This window comes from Chromobacterium rhizoryzae (assembly GCF_020544465.1).
Classification (GTDB): domain Bacteria; phylum Pseudomonadota; class Gammaproteobacteria; order Burkholderiales; family Chromobacteriaceae; genus Chromobacterium.
The window spans coordinates 374,410-389,966 of the sequence record NZ_CP066126.1; the positions used below are offsets into that span (position 1 = coordinate 374,410).

16 protein-coding genes are annotated in these 15,557 nt (G+C 62.0%); 7 read left to right on the forward strand and 9 right to left on the reverse strand.

Annotated features, from left to right (window positions below; translation table 11 throughout):
- Positions 1-39 precede the first annotated feature (39 nt).
- From JC616_RS01625 to JC616_RS01640, 4 genes are all read left to right on the forward strand, one after another.
- The gene (locus JC616_RS01625) at positions 40-945 is read left to right on the forward strand and encodes a glutamate/aspartate ABC transporter substrate-binding protein (RefSeq protein WP_019102383.1); all 906 of its coding nucleotides are present in this window, start codon (positions 40-42) and stop codon (positions 943-945) included.
- A gap of 162 nt (positions 946-1,107) precedes the next feature.
- A complete protein-coding gene (locus JC616_RS01630) occupies positions 1,108-1,848 on the forward strand; it encodes an amino acid ABC transporter permease (RefSeq protein WP_227106438.1) in 741 nt (246 codons plus the stop codon).
- Positions 1,845-2,519, forward strand: a complete 675-nt coding sequence (locus JC616_RS01635) for an amino acid ABC transporter permease (RefSeq protein ID WP_107797779.1) — start codon at positions 1,845-1,847, stop codon at positions 2,517-2,519. The genes JC616_RS01630 and JC616_RS01635 overlap by 4 nt, the downstream gene beginning before the upstream one ends.
- A gap of 5 nt (positions 2,520-2,524) precedes the next feature.
- On the forward strand, positions 2,525-3,259 hold the full coding sequence (locus JC616_RS01640; RefSeq protein ID WP_107797780.1) for an amino acid ABC transporter ATP-binding protein: 735 nt from the start codon (positions 2,525-2,527) through the stop codon (positions 3,257-3,259).
- 204 nt (positions 3,260-3,463) lie between these two features.
- Here JC616_RS01640 and JC616_RS01645 read toward each other — a convergent pair whose 3' ends face one another.
- From JC616_RS01645 to JC616_RS01670, 6 genes are all read right to left on the reverse strand, one after another.
- Positions 3,464-3,805, reverse strand: a complete 342-nt coding sequence (locus JC616_RS01645; RefSeq protein ID WP_199225780.1) for a hypothetical protein — start codon at positions 3,803-3,805, stop codon at positions 3,464-3,466.
- 75 nt (positions 3,806-3,880) lie between these two features.
- Positions 3,881-4,240: a GIY-YIG nuclease family protein gene (locus tag JC616_RS01650; RefSeq protein ID WP_227106440.1), complete on the reverse strand. Its 360-nt coding sequence runs from the start codon at positions 4,238-4,240 to the stop codon at positions 3,881-3,883.
- Positions 4,227-5,807 carry a TerC family protein gene (locus tag JC616_RS01655; RefSeq protein ID WP_227106442.1) on the reverse strand — a complete coding sequence of 527 codons (1,581 nt, stop codon included), beginning with the start codon at positions 5,805-5,807 and terminating at the stop codon, positions 4,227-4,229. Before JC616_RS01655 ends, JC616_RS01650 begins: the two co-directional genes overlap by 14 nt.
- 136 nt (positions 5,808-5,943) lie before the next feature.
- The gene (gene ccsB, locus JC616_RS01660) at positions 5,944-7,089 is read right to left on the reverse strand and encodes a c-type cytochrome biogenesis protein CcsB (protein ID WP_107801571.1); all 1,146 of its coding nucleotides are present in this window, start codon (positions 7,087-7,089) and stop codon (positions 5,944-5,946) included.
- The gene (locus JC616_RS01665) at positions 7,089-9,107 is read right to left on the reverse strand and encodes a cytochrome c biogenesis protein ResB (protein ID WP_107797783.1); all 2,019 of its coding nucleotides are present in this window, start codon (positions 9,105-9,107) and stop codon (positions 7,089-7,091) included. Before JC616_RS01665 ends, ccsB begins: the two co-directional genes overlap by 1 nt.
- A gap of 167 nt (positions 9,108-9,274) precedes the next feature.
- Entirely contained in the window at positions 9,275-9,892 is a 618-nt protein-coding gene (locus tag JC616_RS01670; RefSeq protein ID WP_107797784.1) for a c-type cytochrome, read from the reverse strand.
- Positions 9,893-9,983: 91 nt separating this feature from the next.
- On the opposite strand from JC616_RS01670, the gene yihA reads away from it, so the two are divergent.
- Positions 9,984-10,616 (forward strand): ribosome biogenesis GTP-binding protein YihA/YsxC, encoded by a 633-nt coding sequence (yihA, locus tag JC616_RS01675; RefSeq protein ID WP_107797785.1) that lies wholly within the window; start codon positions 9,984-9,986, stop codon positions 10,614-10,616.
- Positions 10,617-10,930: 314 nt separating this feature from the next.
- Here the strand turns inward: yihA and JC616_RS01680 are convergent, their stop codons facing one another.
- The 3 genes from JC616_RS01680 to JC616_RS01690 all read right to left on the reverse strand — a co-directional run bounded on the left by JC616_RS01680 (position 10,931) and on the right by JC616_RS01690 (position 13,151).
- A complete protein-coding gene (locus tag JC616_RS01680; protein WP_107797786.1) occupies positions 10,931-11,803 on the reverse strand; it encodes a septal ring lytic transglycosylase RlpA family protein in 873 nt (290 codons plus the stop codon).
- Positions 11,804-11,935: 132 nt separating this feature from the next.
- The gene (locus JC616_RS01685) at positions 11,936-12,400 is read right to left on the reverse strand and encodes a tRNA (cytidine(34)-2'-O)-methyltransferase (protein WP_081555202.1); all 465 of its coding nucleotides are present in this window, start codon (positions 12,398-12,400) and stop codon (positions 11,936-11,938) included.
- Between the two features lie 40 nt (positions 12,401-12,440).
- On the reverse strand, positions 12,441-13,151 hold the full coding sequence (locus JC616_RS01690; protein WP_227106444.1) for a ComF family protein: 711 nt from the start codon (positions 13,149-13,151) through the stop codon (positions 12,441-12,443).
- 144 nt (positions 13,152-13,295) lie between these two features.
- On the opposite strand from JC616_RS01690, the gene bioB reads away from it, so the two are divergent.
- Both bioB and bioF read left to right on the forward strand, forming a co-directional pair.
- The gene (bioB, locus tag JC616_RS01695) at positions 13,296-14,279 is read left to right on the forward strand and encodes a biotin synthase BioB (protein ID WP_107797787.1); all 984 of its coding nucleotides are present in this window, start codon (positions 13,296-13,298) and stop codon (positions 14,277-14,279) included.
- A 116-nt stretch (positions 14,280-14,395) separates the two neighbouring features.
- Positions 14,396-15,550: an 8-amino-7-oxononanoate synthase gene (gene bioF, locus JC616_RS01700; protein ID WP_227106446.1), complete on the forward strand. Its 1,155-nt coding sequence runs from the start codon at positions 14,396-14,398 to the stop codon at positions 15,548-15,550.
- The last annotated feature ends 7 nt before the right edge of the window (positions 15,551-15,557 follow it).

Below are 15,557 nucleotides of genomic sequence, written 5' to 3' on the forward strand. Positions count from 1 at the left end.
GGGGCTGTCTATCACAGGAAGTGAAAAAGGAGAAACTTCATGCGTATTCGCTCCACCCTGATCTGTGCCGCCACTCTGGGCGCCTTCTGCGCCGCTCCGGCCATGGCAGCCGAACTGACCGGCACCCTGAAGAAGATCAAGGATTCCGGCGTGATCGTCCTGGGCAACCGCGACGCGTCCATTCCGTTTTCCTACTACGACAACAACCAGAAGCCGGTGGGCTACTCGGTGGACTTGGCCAACAAAGTGGTCGAGCAGGTGAAAAAAGAGCTGAAAATGCCCAACCTGCAGGTCAAGTACAATCTGGTGACCTCGCAGACCCGCATCCCGCTGGTGCAGAACGGCACCGTGGACCTGGAGTGCGGCTCCACCACCAATAACGTGGAGCGTCAGAAGCAAGTGGCGTTCTCGGTGGGCATCTTCGAGATCGGCACCCGTTTGCTGACCGCCAAAACCTCGGGCATCAAGGACTTTCCGGATCTGAAGGGCAAGAACGTGGTGACCACCGCCGGCACCACCTCCGAGCGCCTGATCAAGGCGATGAACGCCGACAAGAAGCTGGGCATGAACATCATCTCGGCCAAGGATCACGGTGAATCCTTCCTGATGCTGGAGTCCGGCCGCGCCGCGGCGTTCATGATGGACGACGCGCTGCTCTACGGCGAGATGGCCAAGGCCAAGAGCCCGGCCAACTGGGTGGTGACCGGCAAGGCCCAGTCCTACGAGATCTACGGCTGCATGATGCGCAAGGAAGACCCCGCCTTCAAGAAGGTGGTGGACGCCGCGCTGAGCAACACCTTCAAGTCCGGCGAGGTCAACAAGATCTACGCCAAGTGGTTCACCAGCCCGGTGCCGCCCAAGGGCCTGAACCTGAACTTCCCGATGTCCGATGAGTTCAAGGAGCTGATCGCCAAGCCGACCGACAAGTCTGCCGAGCAGATGTAAGTCGCGGTTGGCGCGCCGCCGCCCCGTCCTCCCCGCTGTCTGGCGCGGAGCCCGGGGCGCGCGGTCGTACCCGCTTTCTTTGTGTGTGGCCGGGCGTTTGCGCCGGCCGCGGCCCGCCTGCGCATGAGCGCGCCCGGCGGGCTGGCGTTGTGGGAGTGAAGCATGAATTACCACTGGGACTGGATGGTGTTTTTCAAGTCCACCGGGGTGGGTAGCGAGATCTATCTGAACTGGTTCGTCACCGGCCTGGGCTGGACCATCGCCGTGGCGCTGGCCGGCTGGGCGATCGCCCTGGCCTTGGGCTCGGTGCTGGGCGTGATGCGCACGGTGCCGAATCGCTGGGTGGCCGGCATCGCCGCCGCCTATGTCGAGTTGTTCCGCAATGTGCCCTTGCTGGTGCAATTATTCGTCTGGTACTTCCTGATCCCGGACCTGCTGCCCGAGGGCGCGCAGACCTGGTTCAAGCAGGACCTGGCGCCGGCCACATCCGCCTTCTTGTCGGTGGTGGTGTGTCTGGGCCTGTTCACCGCGGCGCGGGTGTGCGAACAGGTGCGCACCGGCATCGAAGCCTTGCCGCTGGGGCAGCGCAACGCTTCGCTGGCCATGGGTTTCTCCCTGGCGCAAACCTATCGCCACGTGTTGCTGCCGCAGGCTTTCCGCATCATCATTCCGCCGCTGACCAGCGAGTTTCTGAATATTTTCAAGAACTCCTCGGTGGCCTCGCTGATCGGCCTGATGGAACTGCTGGCGCAGACCAAGCAGACCGCGGAGTTCTCCGCCAACATCTTCGAGGCCTTTACCTTGGCCACCATCATCTATTTTGTGCTCAATATGAGCCTGATGACGCTGATGGCCTGGATTGAACAGCGGGTGCGCATTCCCGGCATGATGGGGGGCAAATGATGGATTTCGATTTCAGCCAGATCGGCCCGGCCTTGCCGGGACTGTGGCAGGGCATGCAGCTGACGCTGAAGCTGCTGGTGATGGCGGTGGTGGGCGGCGTGGTGCTGGGCACTCTGCTGGCGCTGGCCAGGCTGTCCGACAACCGGGTGCTGGCGCCGTTGGCCAAGTTCTACGTCAATTACTTCCGTTCGATTCCGCTATTGCTGGTGATCTCCTGGTTTTACCTGGTGGTGCCGCTGTTGCTGAACTGGATCACCGGCAATTTCGAGCCGGTGGGGGCGTTCACTTCCTGCCTGGTGGCCTTCGTGATGTTCGAGGCGGCGTATTTCTCCGAGATCGTCCGCGCCGGCATCCAGGCCATTCCCAAGGGGCAGGCCGGCGCCGCCTACGCGCTGGGCATGAATTACGGCCAGGTGATGCGTCTGGTGATCCTGCCGCAGGCCTTTCGCAAGATGACGCCGCTCTTGCTGCAACAGTCCATCATCCTGTTCCAGGATACTTCGCTGGTGTACGCTGTCGGCTTGATGGATTTTCTCAACACCGCCCGCTCCAAGGGCGACGTCGTCGGCTTGCCGCATGAGTTCCTGCTGTTTGCCGGCGCAGTCTATTTCGTGATCAGTTTCGGCGCTTCGCGGCTGGTGAAGCGTATGCAAAAGAGGTTGGCTGTATGAGCGCAATGATTTCCCTGAAGCAAGTCAGCAAATGGTATGGCCAGTTCCAGGTCCTGACCGATTGCACCACCCAGGTCGCCAAGGGCGAGGTGGTGGTGGTGTGCGGGCCGTCCGGCTCCGGCAAATCCACCCTGATCAAGTGCGTGAACGCGCTGGAGCCGTTCCAGAAGGGCGAGATCATCGTCGACGGCATTTCGGTGGGGGCGCCCAAGACCGATCTGCCCAAGCTGCGCAGCCGCGTGGGCATGGTGTTCCAGCACTTCGAACTGTTCCCGCATCTGTCCATTACCGAGAATCTGGCCATCGCCCAGGTCAAGGTGCTGGGCCGCAGCCAGGACGAGGCGCGCGACAAGGGCTTGAAATTGCTGGACCGGGTGGGACTGAAGGCGCATGCCGACAAGTTTCCCAGCCAGCTGTCCGGCGGCCAGCAGCAGCGGGTAGCGATTGCGCGCGCGCTGGCGATGGATCCGATCGCGATGCTGTTCGACGAGCCCACCAGCGCGCTGGACCCGGAGATGATCAACGAGGTGCTGGACGTGATGACCGAACTGGCGCACGAGGGCATGACCATGATGTGCGTGACTCACGAGATGGGCTTTGCCCGCCGCGTGGCCAATCGCGTGATCTTCATGGACCAGGGCCATATCGTGGAGGATTGCGACAAGGACGAGTTCTTCGGCAATCTGGACGGCCGTTCCGAGCGCGCCCGTCACTTTCTGTCCAAGATCTTGCAGCACTAAGAACCTATTCACGATCTCGCGAGCTAAGGCGAGACAAGGCGAAAACGAGCGAAAAAGCGGAATGTACACGTGGTACATGAGCATTTTGAGCTTGTTTTTAACGCCGTATCGCCGACGCGCAGCAGATCGTAAACAGGTCCTAAGCCAGGTTCTGGTCAAAGTAAAAGCCCGCCGTTTGGCGGGCTTTTCGTTTGGACGGCGCGATCAGTTGCCGTTCTTGATCTGTTGGCTGACCTGGTTCTCCTCCTGATTCAGCGTTTTTTGCTCCTGCTTGGTGATGTGGCCGTGATCGAGTTTGGCCATGTCCTGCTCCTGCTGGCGGATGTCGCGGTCTTCGCCGTGCAGCTTGCGCGCTTCGTCGCGGCTGATCTTGCCTTCCTTCAGTTCGCGGTGAATGCGGCGGTCCTGATGATGCAGGCGCTGATTGACTTCCTCGCGGCGCGGATGCTCCTTCTGCCATTCGGATTCGGCCCGGGCCTGGGCGGCGAGCAATAGGCTGGCGGCGAGCAGGCCGGTCAGCAGCAGGGGGCGAGCGTTCGTTTTCATCTTGATCTCCTGGGATGGCAATGATTGCCAGATGTCATCCTAGAAGGGGGCAGGGCAAGTGTTTGTTAAGGCTGTTTAATCTGTGTTGCCCGCGGCGGGCTTAGACATGAAAACTAAGAAATCTCCGTCCGCGGGCGCATGGCGGTTCAGAAAATCCAGTTTGGCGGCGCGGTCCAGCCGCTTGAACGCGTATTCGGCCTTCAGCGCCTCGGAGCGGCCTGCGCAGACCAGCACCAGGGCCAGCGCCTGCGGCGGGTTGAGCCGGGTGTAGCGCGCGCCCTTACCGGCGGCGTGCTGGGCGTAGCGGCGCGCCACATCGGTGGTGACGCCGGTGTAGAGCGCGCCGTCGCGGCAGCGCAGCACATATAAAAACCAGGGCCGGGGGGAAGCCCGGCCCTGCGTGTCCCGCGCGTCGGCGGATTTAGATGCTGGCATCCAGATTGGCCAGCGGGCTGATCAGCACCCGTTCGGTGCGGTTGCCCTTTTGCACGGTGACGCGCAGCTTCCATTCGCCGACGGTGATTTCATCGCCTTCGCGCGGAATGCGCTCCAGGCAGTCCATCAGCAGGCCGGCCACGGTGTGGAAGTCTTCGTCCTCGAAGTCGCCCAGCACGATGTGCTGCTCCAGCGTCACCAGTTCCAGGCTGCCTTCCACGTCGAAGCTGCCGTCGGCCTGCGGCACGATGGCCGGCAGTTCGTGACGCTCGTGTTCCTCCGGAAACTCGCCGGCGATCGCCTCCATCAAGTCCTTCTGGGTGACGATGCCTTCCAGGCTGCCGAACTCGTTGACCACGAAGGCCATGTCCGCCGAGTGCTGGCGGAAGCTCTCCAGCGCCTTGAGCACGGTGACGGTTTCCGGCAGCACCAGCGGCTGGCGCAGCGCGGCGTCGATATTCATTTCGCCGCCGTCCAGCAACTGGGTCAGCAAGTCCTTGCGCGCGACGATGCCTTGAGGCTCGTCGATGCTGCCGTCCTTGATCACCACCAGCCGCGAGTAAGGACTGTCGCGCAGCACTTTGCGCTGCGCATCCTGGCTTTGGCTCAGGTCCAGGCGGTGCACGTCGGCGCGCGGCGTGGCGATCACGCGGATCGGCCGCTCGGCCAGGGTCAGCACGCTGTGTATCATCGCGCGTTCGTTCTGGGCGAAAGCTTCCTGCGGCTCGGCGTCCTTGCTGTCCTCCACCTTGCCTTCGTCGGCGCTGGGGCTGGTCAGCTTGCTGCCCATCAGGCTGAGCACCGCGTTGGCGGTGCGTTCGCGCAAGGACTGGTTGCGGTTCAGGTAGCGGATGCGATTGGCCTGCGACACCTGGTTGAAGGCTTCGATCAGCACCGAGAAGCCGATGGCCGCGTACAGATAGCCCTTGGGAATATGGAAGCCGAAGCCTTCCGCCACCAGGCTGAAGCCGATCATCAGCAGGAAGCCCAGACACAGCATCACCACGGTGGGGTGGGCGTTGACGAAGGCGGTCAGCGGTTTGCTGGCGGCGATCATCATCAGCATGGCGACGATGACGGCCAGCATCATCACCGGCAGGTGTTCGGCCATGCCGATGGCGGTGACCACCGAGTCGATGGAGAATACCGCGTCCAGCACCAGAATCTGGGCGACGACGGTGCCGAAGGCGGCGTAAGCCTTCTGGCCGTTGCTCTTCACTTCATCCACGCCTTCCAGGCGTTCGTGCAGTTCCGTGGTGGCTTTGAACAACAGGAATACACCGCCGCCCAGCATGATGAGATCGCGCCCGGAGAAGGGCTGGCTGAGCACGTGGAACAGAGGCGAGGTCAGCGTCACCAGCCAGGAGATGCTGGCCAGCAGCACGAGACGCATAATCAGGGCGAGCGACAGGCCGGTGATGCGGGCGCGGTCGCGTTGGTGCGGGGGGAGCTTTTCCGCCAGGATGGCGACGAAGATCAGGTTGTCAACGCCCAGCACCACCTCCAGGATGATCAGCGTGAGGAGGCCAAGCCAGGCGGAAGGGTCAGACAGCCACGAAACGTCCATGATGAAAACGAAGATTCCTTATAGATAAAAACGGGGTAAAAATAGCACAGTCGGGGCGCGATTAACAAAAATCCATTGCGCCCGGCCGCGGCGGCAAGAAAAAACCCCGCCGAGGCGGGGTGGCTCGGGAGGCGGTTTACAAGCCGCCGTAGGAATGCAGGCCGGCCAGGAACATATTGACGCCGAGGAAGGCGAAGCTGGTGACGAATAAGCCCACCACCGCCCACCATGCCAGCGGCGCGCCGCGCCAGCCCTTGACCAGGCGGATGTGCAGCCAGGCGGCGTAGTTCAGCCACACGATCAAGGCCCAGGTTTCCTTCGGGTCCCAGCTCCAGTAACCGCCCCAGGCGTCGGCGGCCCACATCGCGCCCAGAATGGTGGCGATGGTGAAGAACAGGAAGCCGACGGCGATGGCCTTGTACATTACCTCGTCCAGCACTTCGGCCGGCGGCAGCTTGTCCTTGAGCCAGCCCTTCAACGCCAGCAGTTCGGCGATGCCGAGCATGGCGGCGATGGCGAAGGCGCCGTAGCCGACGAAGTTGGCCGGCACGTGTATCTTCATCCACCAGGATTGCAGCGCCGGGATCAGCGGCTGGATCTCATGGGCCTGGCGGTCGAAGGTGTACCACAGGATGAAGCCGACCGAGGCGCAGATCACCAGCAGCACGAAGGCACCCATCTGGCGCGCCGCGTACTTGGCCTCGTAGTACAGATACATCAGCGCGGTGATCAGCGTGAACAGCACGAAGACTTCGTAGAGGTTGGAGACCGGGATGTGGCCGATGTCCGGGCTGATCAGATAGCTTTCGTACCAGCGGGTGAACAGGCCGGCGAGGCCCATGACCGACGCGGCCCAGGTCAGGCCGCTGCCCATGCGGTTCAGCGTGTCGGAGCGGGTCAGCAAGCCGGCCCAATACGAGAAGGCGGCCAGGAAGAACAGCGTGCACATCCACATGATGGAGGATTGGCTGGACAGCATGTATTTGAGCAGGAAGGCGGTCTGGCCGCGCGCCAGCTCATGCTGATACACCTGGATCGCCAGCAGCGAGATACAGCCGGCCAGCGGGAAGAACCAGCGCCAGGCTTTCCAGAACCAGCCCAGGCCGATCAGTCCCAGCGCGGAGCCGGCCAGGATGGCCTGTTCGTAGCCGTCCATGTAATGGTTGTACAGCGCGTAGCTGTAGCCGGCGGCGGCCAGCACCAGCAGCGCGTAAAGCCAGTCGGCCGGGGTCAGCCGTTTCAGCAGCGGCTGCCGCGAGAAAGAAGCGTGAGCCAGTTCCATCATGCACCTCGTACCAGCTGTTTGATAAGTTGAGTATGGCGCGCAAAGTCGCCGTCCAGATCGCGATTATGCCGGTTTGACGTCATCGCGACCCGTACTTTGGAACCGTTGACGCGCACCCACAGGCGCAGCTCGCGCACATAGAACATCAGGATGATGCCGAAAACCAGCAGCACCGAGCCCAGATAGACCAAGGTCTTGCCGGGCGAGCGGGTCAGTTGCAGTCCGGAGGCCTGCACTTGCTCGAAGCCTTCCAGCTGCAGGAAGACCGGCGCGCCGTAGTCGTGCAGCGAGCTGGCCGCCACCAGGCTGTCCAGCAAGAAGCGGTAATGCTCGCTGTCCAGCTTCATCGGCGGCAGGCCGGCTTTTTCGTCGGCCACCGACATCACGTCCACCACCGCGCCTTGCAGGATCTTGATATAGGTTTGCGCCACCGCCTGGCGCTTGTCCTGCGGCACGCGGTCGTCCAGGAATTTCTCCAGGCCGACGAAGCCGCTGTCGCCAAAGCGCGCCAGCACCCATTTGACGCTGTCGGTGAACTGCTGCTGCATCGCCGGGCTGATGGCGTCGCCTTTCAGCGCCTTGTGCGCGGCGCGGCGGGCGATCTCGTCGTAACGCGCCGGGTCCAGCAAGGCGGCGCGCAGGCGCATGAAGCGCTCCACGCTCATCTCCTCGTCCAAGGGGATGCGCACGTACTGGAACGGTTCAGCCACGGTCTTGCGCACGCCGGCCATCATATAGCTGGCGCCGTCCTGCTGGATGGGCGCCATATAATGCATGAACTCCACCGCCTGGCCCTGGGCGTCGCGCAGCTTGAAGCTGATCGACGGGCCCTGGTTTTTCAGCTGCTTGTCCTGTTTGACCTCGCGCGCGTCGTGCATGCGCTGCGACAGCGTGCGCTGGCCTTCCTGCGGCTTGCCGATGTTTTCGATATTGAAGACGCGCAGCTCGCCCACTTCCAGCGTGTAGTCCTTGCCGTTGGCTTTCAGCGGCTGGCTGGACATCGACACCGCCGGAATCTCGGTCGGACGCGCTTGCGGCGCGGCCAGATTCCAGGCCTTGAACTTGAGCGGGGACGCGCCGTCGCCGAAGCTGGACTGGTAGATGGCGATGCCGTCGACGATCAGCGGGTGGTTGACCTTGACCGTGGCCTCGGTGGTTTTGCCGCTGGCCTTGTCGGTGACCACGATGTCGCTGGCGAACAGCTTGGGCATGCCGTTGCTGTAGTAATCGACGTGGAACTTCTTCAGGGTGATGATGAAGGGCAGTTCCTGCACCAGATAGCCGTTGCCGGCGTTGAGGAAGGTGACGTCGGCGCTCTTGTTCTCCGCGATGGTGACGTTGCCGCGGAAGGACAGATTGTTCGAGCCCAGCCGGCTGGCCGCCGGAATCTGGTTTTGCGGCACGTCGCGGGTTTCCGGCACCACGCGGCCGGTGAGCTCGCCGATTTTCAGCGGCAGGTTGCCGTCCAGCAGGCCGCCGATGCAGATCACCACCAGCGCGATGTGGGCGAAGAAATAACCGAGCTTGCCGGCCGCGCCCTTCTTGGCCGCCAGCACCAGGCCGCCGTCGGCGCGAGGCTGCTCCTTGAGGCGGAAGCCTTGCGCCTGCAAATAGGCGCGCGCGGCGTCGGCGTCGAAGCCTTCGGCCTGGAAGCTGACGCTGTGCTTCATCGCCGCCAGGGAGTTGTCGGAGGCTTTTTCGCGGTAGGCGCGCATGTCCTTGATGAAGCCGGGACCGTTGCGCAGAATGCACAAGCTGGTGGACAGCACCAGGAAGGTGAGGATGGTGAGGAACCACGCCGAATGGTAGACGTCGTACAAGCCTAGCCATTCAAACGCTTGAAACCAGAATTGCCCGAACTCGAAAGCGTAGTTGGGATAGGGTTCGTTCTGTTTCAGAACCGTCCCGATCACCGAGGCGATGGCCAAGATGGTCAGCAGGCCGATGGCGAATCGCATCGAACTGAGCAACTCATACCAGGCGTGAGCCAGGCTGTTGCGGCTAGTTTTTTTCATAGTGGCGTAAAGTGCAAAAAGGAAAGCCCGTGGACGGGTCTTCCCTTTTGAGCCGGCGTGCCGGGCAAAGTTGCCGGCGCGCCCCGGAGCGCGGGCGGCGGAGCCCCCGCAGGGGCGGCCCCTGAGGGGCCGTCAGGCTCGGCCGGTGCGGCCGGGCTGCTCAACGCTTAGCGCAAGCCGGAAATGTATTCGGCCACCGCTTTCATTTCGGCGTCGCTCATGCGATTGGCGATGTCCTGCATCGGGCCGTTCTTGCGGTTCGCGCCGCCCTTGAATTCGTTCAGCTGCTTGACGATGTAGCCGGCGTGCTGGCTGCCCAGACGCGGATACTGGTCGGGCAGGCCCTTGCCGGCGGGACCGTGGCAGGACATACAGGCGGGAACCTGAGTGCCGGCGTTGCCGACGCGGTAAATCTTGGCGCCCAGCGGCATTTGCGCCTTGTCGGAGGCTTCGCGGTCCTTCGGCTTTTGCTCGCTGTAGTAGGCGGCGACATTGCGCATATCGTCCTCGGACAACATGGAGGCCATACCCAGCATGGTCGGGTCCTTGCGCACGCCGGCCTTGAACGCCTTCAACTGGGTGTACAGATAGTGCGCGTTCTGACCCGCCAGCGTGGGGTTGGCCGCGGCTACGCTGTTGCCGTCAGTGCCGTGGCAAGCCGCGCAAACCGTTTCTACGATCTGTTTGGCCTTCACCGGGTCCGCCTTGACGGCTACCGGCGCAGCCGCCAACGCGTTTCCGGCCAGGGTTGCAGCCGCCATCGCCAACAGCATCATACGTTTCATGGTCGCTCCTTTAGGGGCTATCCCTAAATATCTGTAAAAGTGGCAATTTCAAACCTGCTATTCTATACCAACTGATTTCACCCTTACTACTATGTCGACTTTTCAAAACGCCCGATTTTATACCACCGTCAACCACATGAAGGACTTGCCGCCTACCCGAGCGGAGGTCGCTTTCGTGGGGCGCTCCAATGCCGGCAAGTCCAGCGCCATCAACACATTGGCCAATCACGGCCGCCTGGCGCGGGTGTCCAAGACGCCGGGCCGCACTCAGCACATCAATTTTTTTGAGCTGGGTAACGAATGTTTTCTAGTCGATTTGCCCGGTTATGGCTATGCCGAGGTGCCTGAAGCGGTTCGCGCGCACTGGGTGGAACTGCTGGGACGCTATCTGCAGTCGCGCCAGAGCCTGATCGGTCTGCTGTTGATCATGGACGCGCGCCATCCTTTGAAAGAGCTGGACCGCAAGATGCTGGAGTTCTTCCGGGTGAACCGGCGACCGGTGCATATCCTGTTGTCCAAAGCCGACAAACTGTCGCGCCAGGAGCAATCCAAGGTGCTGGCCCTGGTCAAGAGCGAGCTGAAAGACTATCCGGACGTCAGCGTGCAGATGTTCTCCAGCCTGAAGAAAAGCGGGGTAGAGGACGTGGAGCGGGTGGTGAACGGCTGGTTCGAGCAGTACATGGGACAGCCGGCCGCGGACGAGGCCGCGCCGCCGGAACTTTAGGAACAGGCCCGCACCTAAACAAGCAGGTGGCCAACACCTCCCGCTTGCCTCCCTGAGCGGGGCCTGGATTGATCAGGCTTACCCCGGCAGCAGCTTGCCGGGGTTTTTTATCGGCGGCGGAAACGACAAAGGCGAAGGAGATCTCTCCTTCGCCTTTGTTTTTGACCGAGCACTTGTAGAGCCTGTTTACGATCTCGCGAGCTAGAGCGAGACAAGGCGAAAACGGCTGAGAAAGCGGAATGTACATTGGGTACATGAGCATTTCGCAGTCGGTTTCAACGCCGTATCGCCGACGCGCAGCAGATCGTTGGTTCTTACAAGCTGGTGACTACGGTCTCTACGTGCAGGTTCTCGGCGGCGTTGCGCACCGCGTCGCTGGAGCGGAAAGGCCCCAGGCGCACTTTGTAGACGCCTTCCTGATTCACGATGCCAAGTTTGGACTCGTACTTGTCGTCCATCTCGCCCAGCATTTTCTGCACCATCGCCTCGGCGTTGGACAGTTTGGAGAAGCTGCCCAGTTGCAGATACTTGGGCGTGTCTTCTACGCGTCGCGCGGTGTTGACGGGACGGGTGCTGGCGATGTTCTCGCCGCCGGCGTCCGGCCATACGCGTTCGATGGCGATCTTGGCGCTGCCTTGCTTGATGAAGCCCAGGCGGTAGGCCGCCGCGTAGGACAGGTCCATCAGGCGGCTCTTGTGGAAGGGGCCGCGGTCATTGACGCGCACCACCACGGATTTGCCGTTGTTCAGATTGGTGACCCGGGCGTAGCTCGGGATCGGCAGCGTAGGATGGGCGGCGGTCATGGCGAACATATCGTATTTCTCGCCGGAGGACGTCTTGCGGCCGTGGAACTGCTTGCCGTACCAGGAGGCGCGGCCCGTTGCTTGATAGGGCTTTTCGCGCGTGTCGGGACGGAAGCTCATCCCCAGCGCCGTGTAGGGCAGATTGGCCGACTTGATCAGCGGCTCTTCCTGCGGCACGGCGTCCGGCACCAGGTTCAGGTTGACCGGGATATGGTCCGCGGGACCATCGTTCTGGAAATAAGCTCCATTCTTGGCAACGGTTTTCTTGTTGCCGGTCGACGAGGACGCCGACTGGTTGGTGGCGCTGGCCGTCTTCACGGTGGAACAGGCCACGAGTACGAGACTGACGAACACAAGCCACAGCCATCGGAGTACTGATTGCATAGATCTCCCTTATGCTGTCGGAACCACTGCAAAACCTTGGCGCGCCGTTTCAACGTCGGCGCTTCGCGCTTGCTTGCAAGCGCCAAGTCCAGGCTTTCCAGAGTCCCTTGTTGGGCCGATCTGCGAACCGCTTCAGCTTCCCCCTGCGAAATCGAGCTGTCGCCAAGCCTCGAACACCGTCACCGCGACCGCGTTCGAAAGATTGAGACTTCTTGATTCTGGACGCATCGGCAAACGAATCCTCTGCTGGGGAGGCAAAGACTCCAGCACTTCAGGCGGCAGACCGCGGGATTCGGGACCGAACAAAAAAACGTCCCCAGGTTGATAGGATATCCGGTCATGGCGCTCGGAGCCCTTGGTGGTGGCGGCGAAAATACGCCGTCCGCGCAAAGTCTCTTGACAAGCCGCCCAATCCTCATGAACCACTACGCGAGCGTACTCGTGGTAATCGAGTCCCGCGCGTCGAAGCTTGGCGTCCTCCAAAGGGAAGCCCATGGGTTTGACCAGATGCAGTTCACAGCCGGTGTTGGCACATAAACGAATCACATTGCCCGTGTTGGGCGGTATTTCCGGCTGAAAAAGAATTACAGTGAACATCGTTGGCAGCCTGGATTGTTCCAAAGAATCAAAATCTTGGTCAAGTTTTAGGAGAAAAGGCCCTGGCGAGCACCCAGCCATCGACCCGTTTTGCCCCCTGTTTTTTCAAAATTTCGGCCAGCGCCGACAGGGTGGCGCCGCTGGTGGCGACGTCATCGACAATGGCGATGGAAAGCCCGTCACAGCGGCAATTTACGCCGAAAGCATGGCGGAGGTTTTTCCGGCGTTCGGCGCGCCCGAGCGAGGCCTGGGACGGAGTGTTGTATTTTCGCCAACAAACCTCGGCGCTCAAACGGCTCGCCATTGTAGCAGCGAATGCTTTTGCCAACTCATGACTTTGATTGAAACCGCGCTCGGCAAGTCGTTCTTTTGCCAGTGGAACGGGAATGACAAGGTGATAGTCTTGGCGGCGCGGACGGGCGAAATCGGCGAGCAGGCCGCTAAGCGCCGCACCCATCTGCAGCTGTTTTCCGTATTTGAAGGCGTGGATCAGCGCGGCGAGCGGGTAGTCGAAGCAGTAGGGCGCGTACAGCGCGTCGAAGGCGGGCGGGCGGCGTTGGCATTGGCCGCACAGGCCGGAAACCGGTAGGGGTTCGGCGCAGCGCGCGCATTGCGCGGACGGCAGCGCCGGCAACCGGCGGCGGCAGTCGGGGCAGAAACCCCGGCTTGCCCGCCAATCCCCGCAGAGCCAGCAGGGTTGATTAAATATTGTGCACTTGTCAATTATGAGGCTTGTCAGGTTTGACAGCATGGCGCCCTCCCCAGCAAGATGCGCTGATTCGCCCCACGCCCGGCCGGGCGTGGCACTCTGACGGTCCTGACGGCGCAAGCCGGAATTATCCTTGCCTGATCAAGGTCTTCCATCGCCGGACAGCGACCACAGCCAGGATAGACCATGCATTCTTCCGCTATCGAATTCAAGCCTTCCGCCACCCCGCACCCGGAGTCTCCCAGCTGGACTGTGGCGGAAATCGAAACCCTGCTGGCGCTGCCCTTCATGGAGCTGGTGTTTCGCGCGGCCGAGATTCATCGTCAGTTTTTCGACCCCGCCAAAGTGCAGCTGTCCACGCTGATTTCCATCAAGACCGGCGGCTGTCCGGAGGACTGCGGCTACTGTCCGCAATCGGCGCATCACGACACCCCGGTGCCCAATCAGCCGATGCTGACGGTTGATGAAGTTTTGAGCGCCGCGCGCGCAGCCAAGGCCAACGGCGCCAGCCGTTTTTGCATGGGCGCGGCCTGGCGCGGCCCCAAGGACGCGGACTTGGAGAAAACTTTGGAAATGGTCAAGGAAGTCAAAGCCTTGGGCCTGGAAACCTGCGCCACTTTCGGTTTGCTGAAGGGAGGCCAGGCGGAAAAACTGAAGGCGGCGGGCCTGGATTATTACAATCACAATCTGGACACCTCGCCGGACAAATATTCCGATATCATTGCCACGCGCGACTACGAAGACCGCCTCGACACTTTGGGAAAAGTACGCAGCGCCGGTCTGTCGGTGTGCTGCGGTGGTATTGTTGGCATGAATGAAACCCGCAACGATCGCGCAGGTCTGATTGCACAGCTAGCGAATCTTGAGCCGCAACCGGAATCGGTGCCTATCAACAAGCTGGTCAAGGTGGAGGGCACGCCGCTGGAAGGCGCCGCGCCGCTGGACTGGACCGAGTTTGTGCGCACCATCGCGGTGGCCCGCATCGTGATGCCCAAAACCTATGTGCGATTGTCCGCCGGACGCCGTGAAATGGATGAGTCCACGCAGGCTTTGTGCTTCCTGGCCGGGGCCAATTCCATCTTCTACGGCGACAAGCTGTTGACCACCGGCAACCCCGAGGTGGACGCCGACCGGCTCTTGCTGGAAAAGCTTGATCTGACGCCGCTTTGAGCGGTTTGGGTGGCGGATTCGCGGGCGATGTAAAAAATGTATATATAAGGAATAGCTTGGGCGGACGGCGAGGCCGGTTTCCGCCAAGCCCTTTACACGGGATATTTCGAGCCGATATGCGCCTTCAAGACCTGCCTGCCGCCCTGATGGATCTTTCCGCCACCCACCGCCGCCGCCAACGCGCGGTCGTCGACAGCCCGCAGGGGGTTGAAGTGGTGGTGGACGGACGTTCCTATGTTTCTTTCGCCAGCAACGATTACCTCGGGCTGGCCGATCACCCGGCCCTGGTGCGCGCCGCGCAGCAGGGCCTAGAGCGTTGGGGAGTGGGCGGCGGTTCATCGCATCTGCTGGCCGGCCACTTCAGCGTGCAGCAAGAAGCCGAGGAGGCGCTGGCGGAATTCGTCGGCCAGCCGGCGGCATTATTGTTCGGCTCCGGCTACGCGGCCAATCTGGCGATTGTCAGCAGCTTGCTGGATCGCGGCGACGCGGTGTTCGCCGACCGGCTGAACCACGCCTCGCTGAACGACGCCTGTAGGCTGAGCCGCGCCGAGTTCAAACGCTTCCATCACAACGATTTGACGCAGCTGGAGCGCTTGCTGGCCGAGTCCGACGCCAAAACCAAGCTGATCGCGGTGGAGTCGGTGTACAGCATGGACGGCGACGAAGCGCCGCTGCCCGCGCTCTTGGCGCTGGCCGAGCGTTACGAGGCCTGGCTGTACGTGGACGACGCCCATGGTTTCGGCGTGCTGGGCGAGGGCCGCGGCGCGCTGGCCGAGCACGGCCTGTCCAGCCCGCGGCTGATTTACATGGCGACCCTGGGCAAAGCCGCCGGCGTGGCCGGTGCCTTCATCGCCGGCGGCGCTGATCTGGTGGAATGGCTGATCAATGCGGCCCGCAGTTATATCTACACCACTTCCCAGCCGCCGGCGCTGGCCTGTGCGATCTTGGCCAGCCTGCGCCTGATCGCCGAGGCCGACGAGCGGCGCGCGCGCTTGCGCGAATCGATAGCAATCATCAAATCCGGACTATCCGAGTCCAAATACTCCGCAGGGGCTTCCCGAACGCCGATTCAGCCACTTATCATAGGCGGCGATGAACAGGCGTTGGCCTTGGCCGCCCGTCTGCGCGACCAGGGTTTGTGGGTGCCGGCGATCCGCCCGCCCACGGTGGCCGCAGGGACGGCGCGCTTGCGTCTGTCCTTGTCGGCCATGCACCAGCCGGAACACTTGCAGCGCCTGCTGTCCTGTATTCAGCACGTCGCGGCGTCCTGAGCCGACG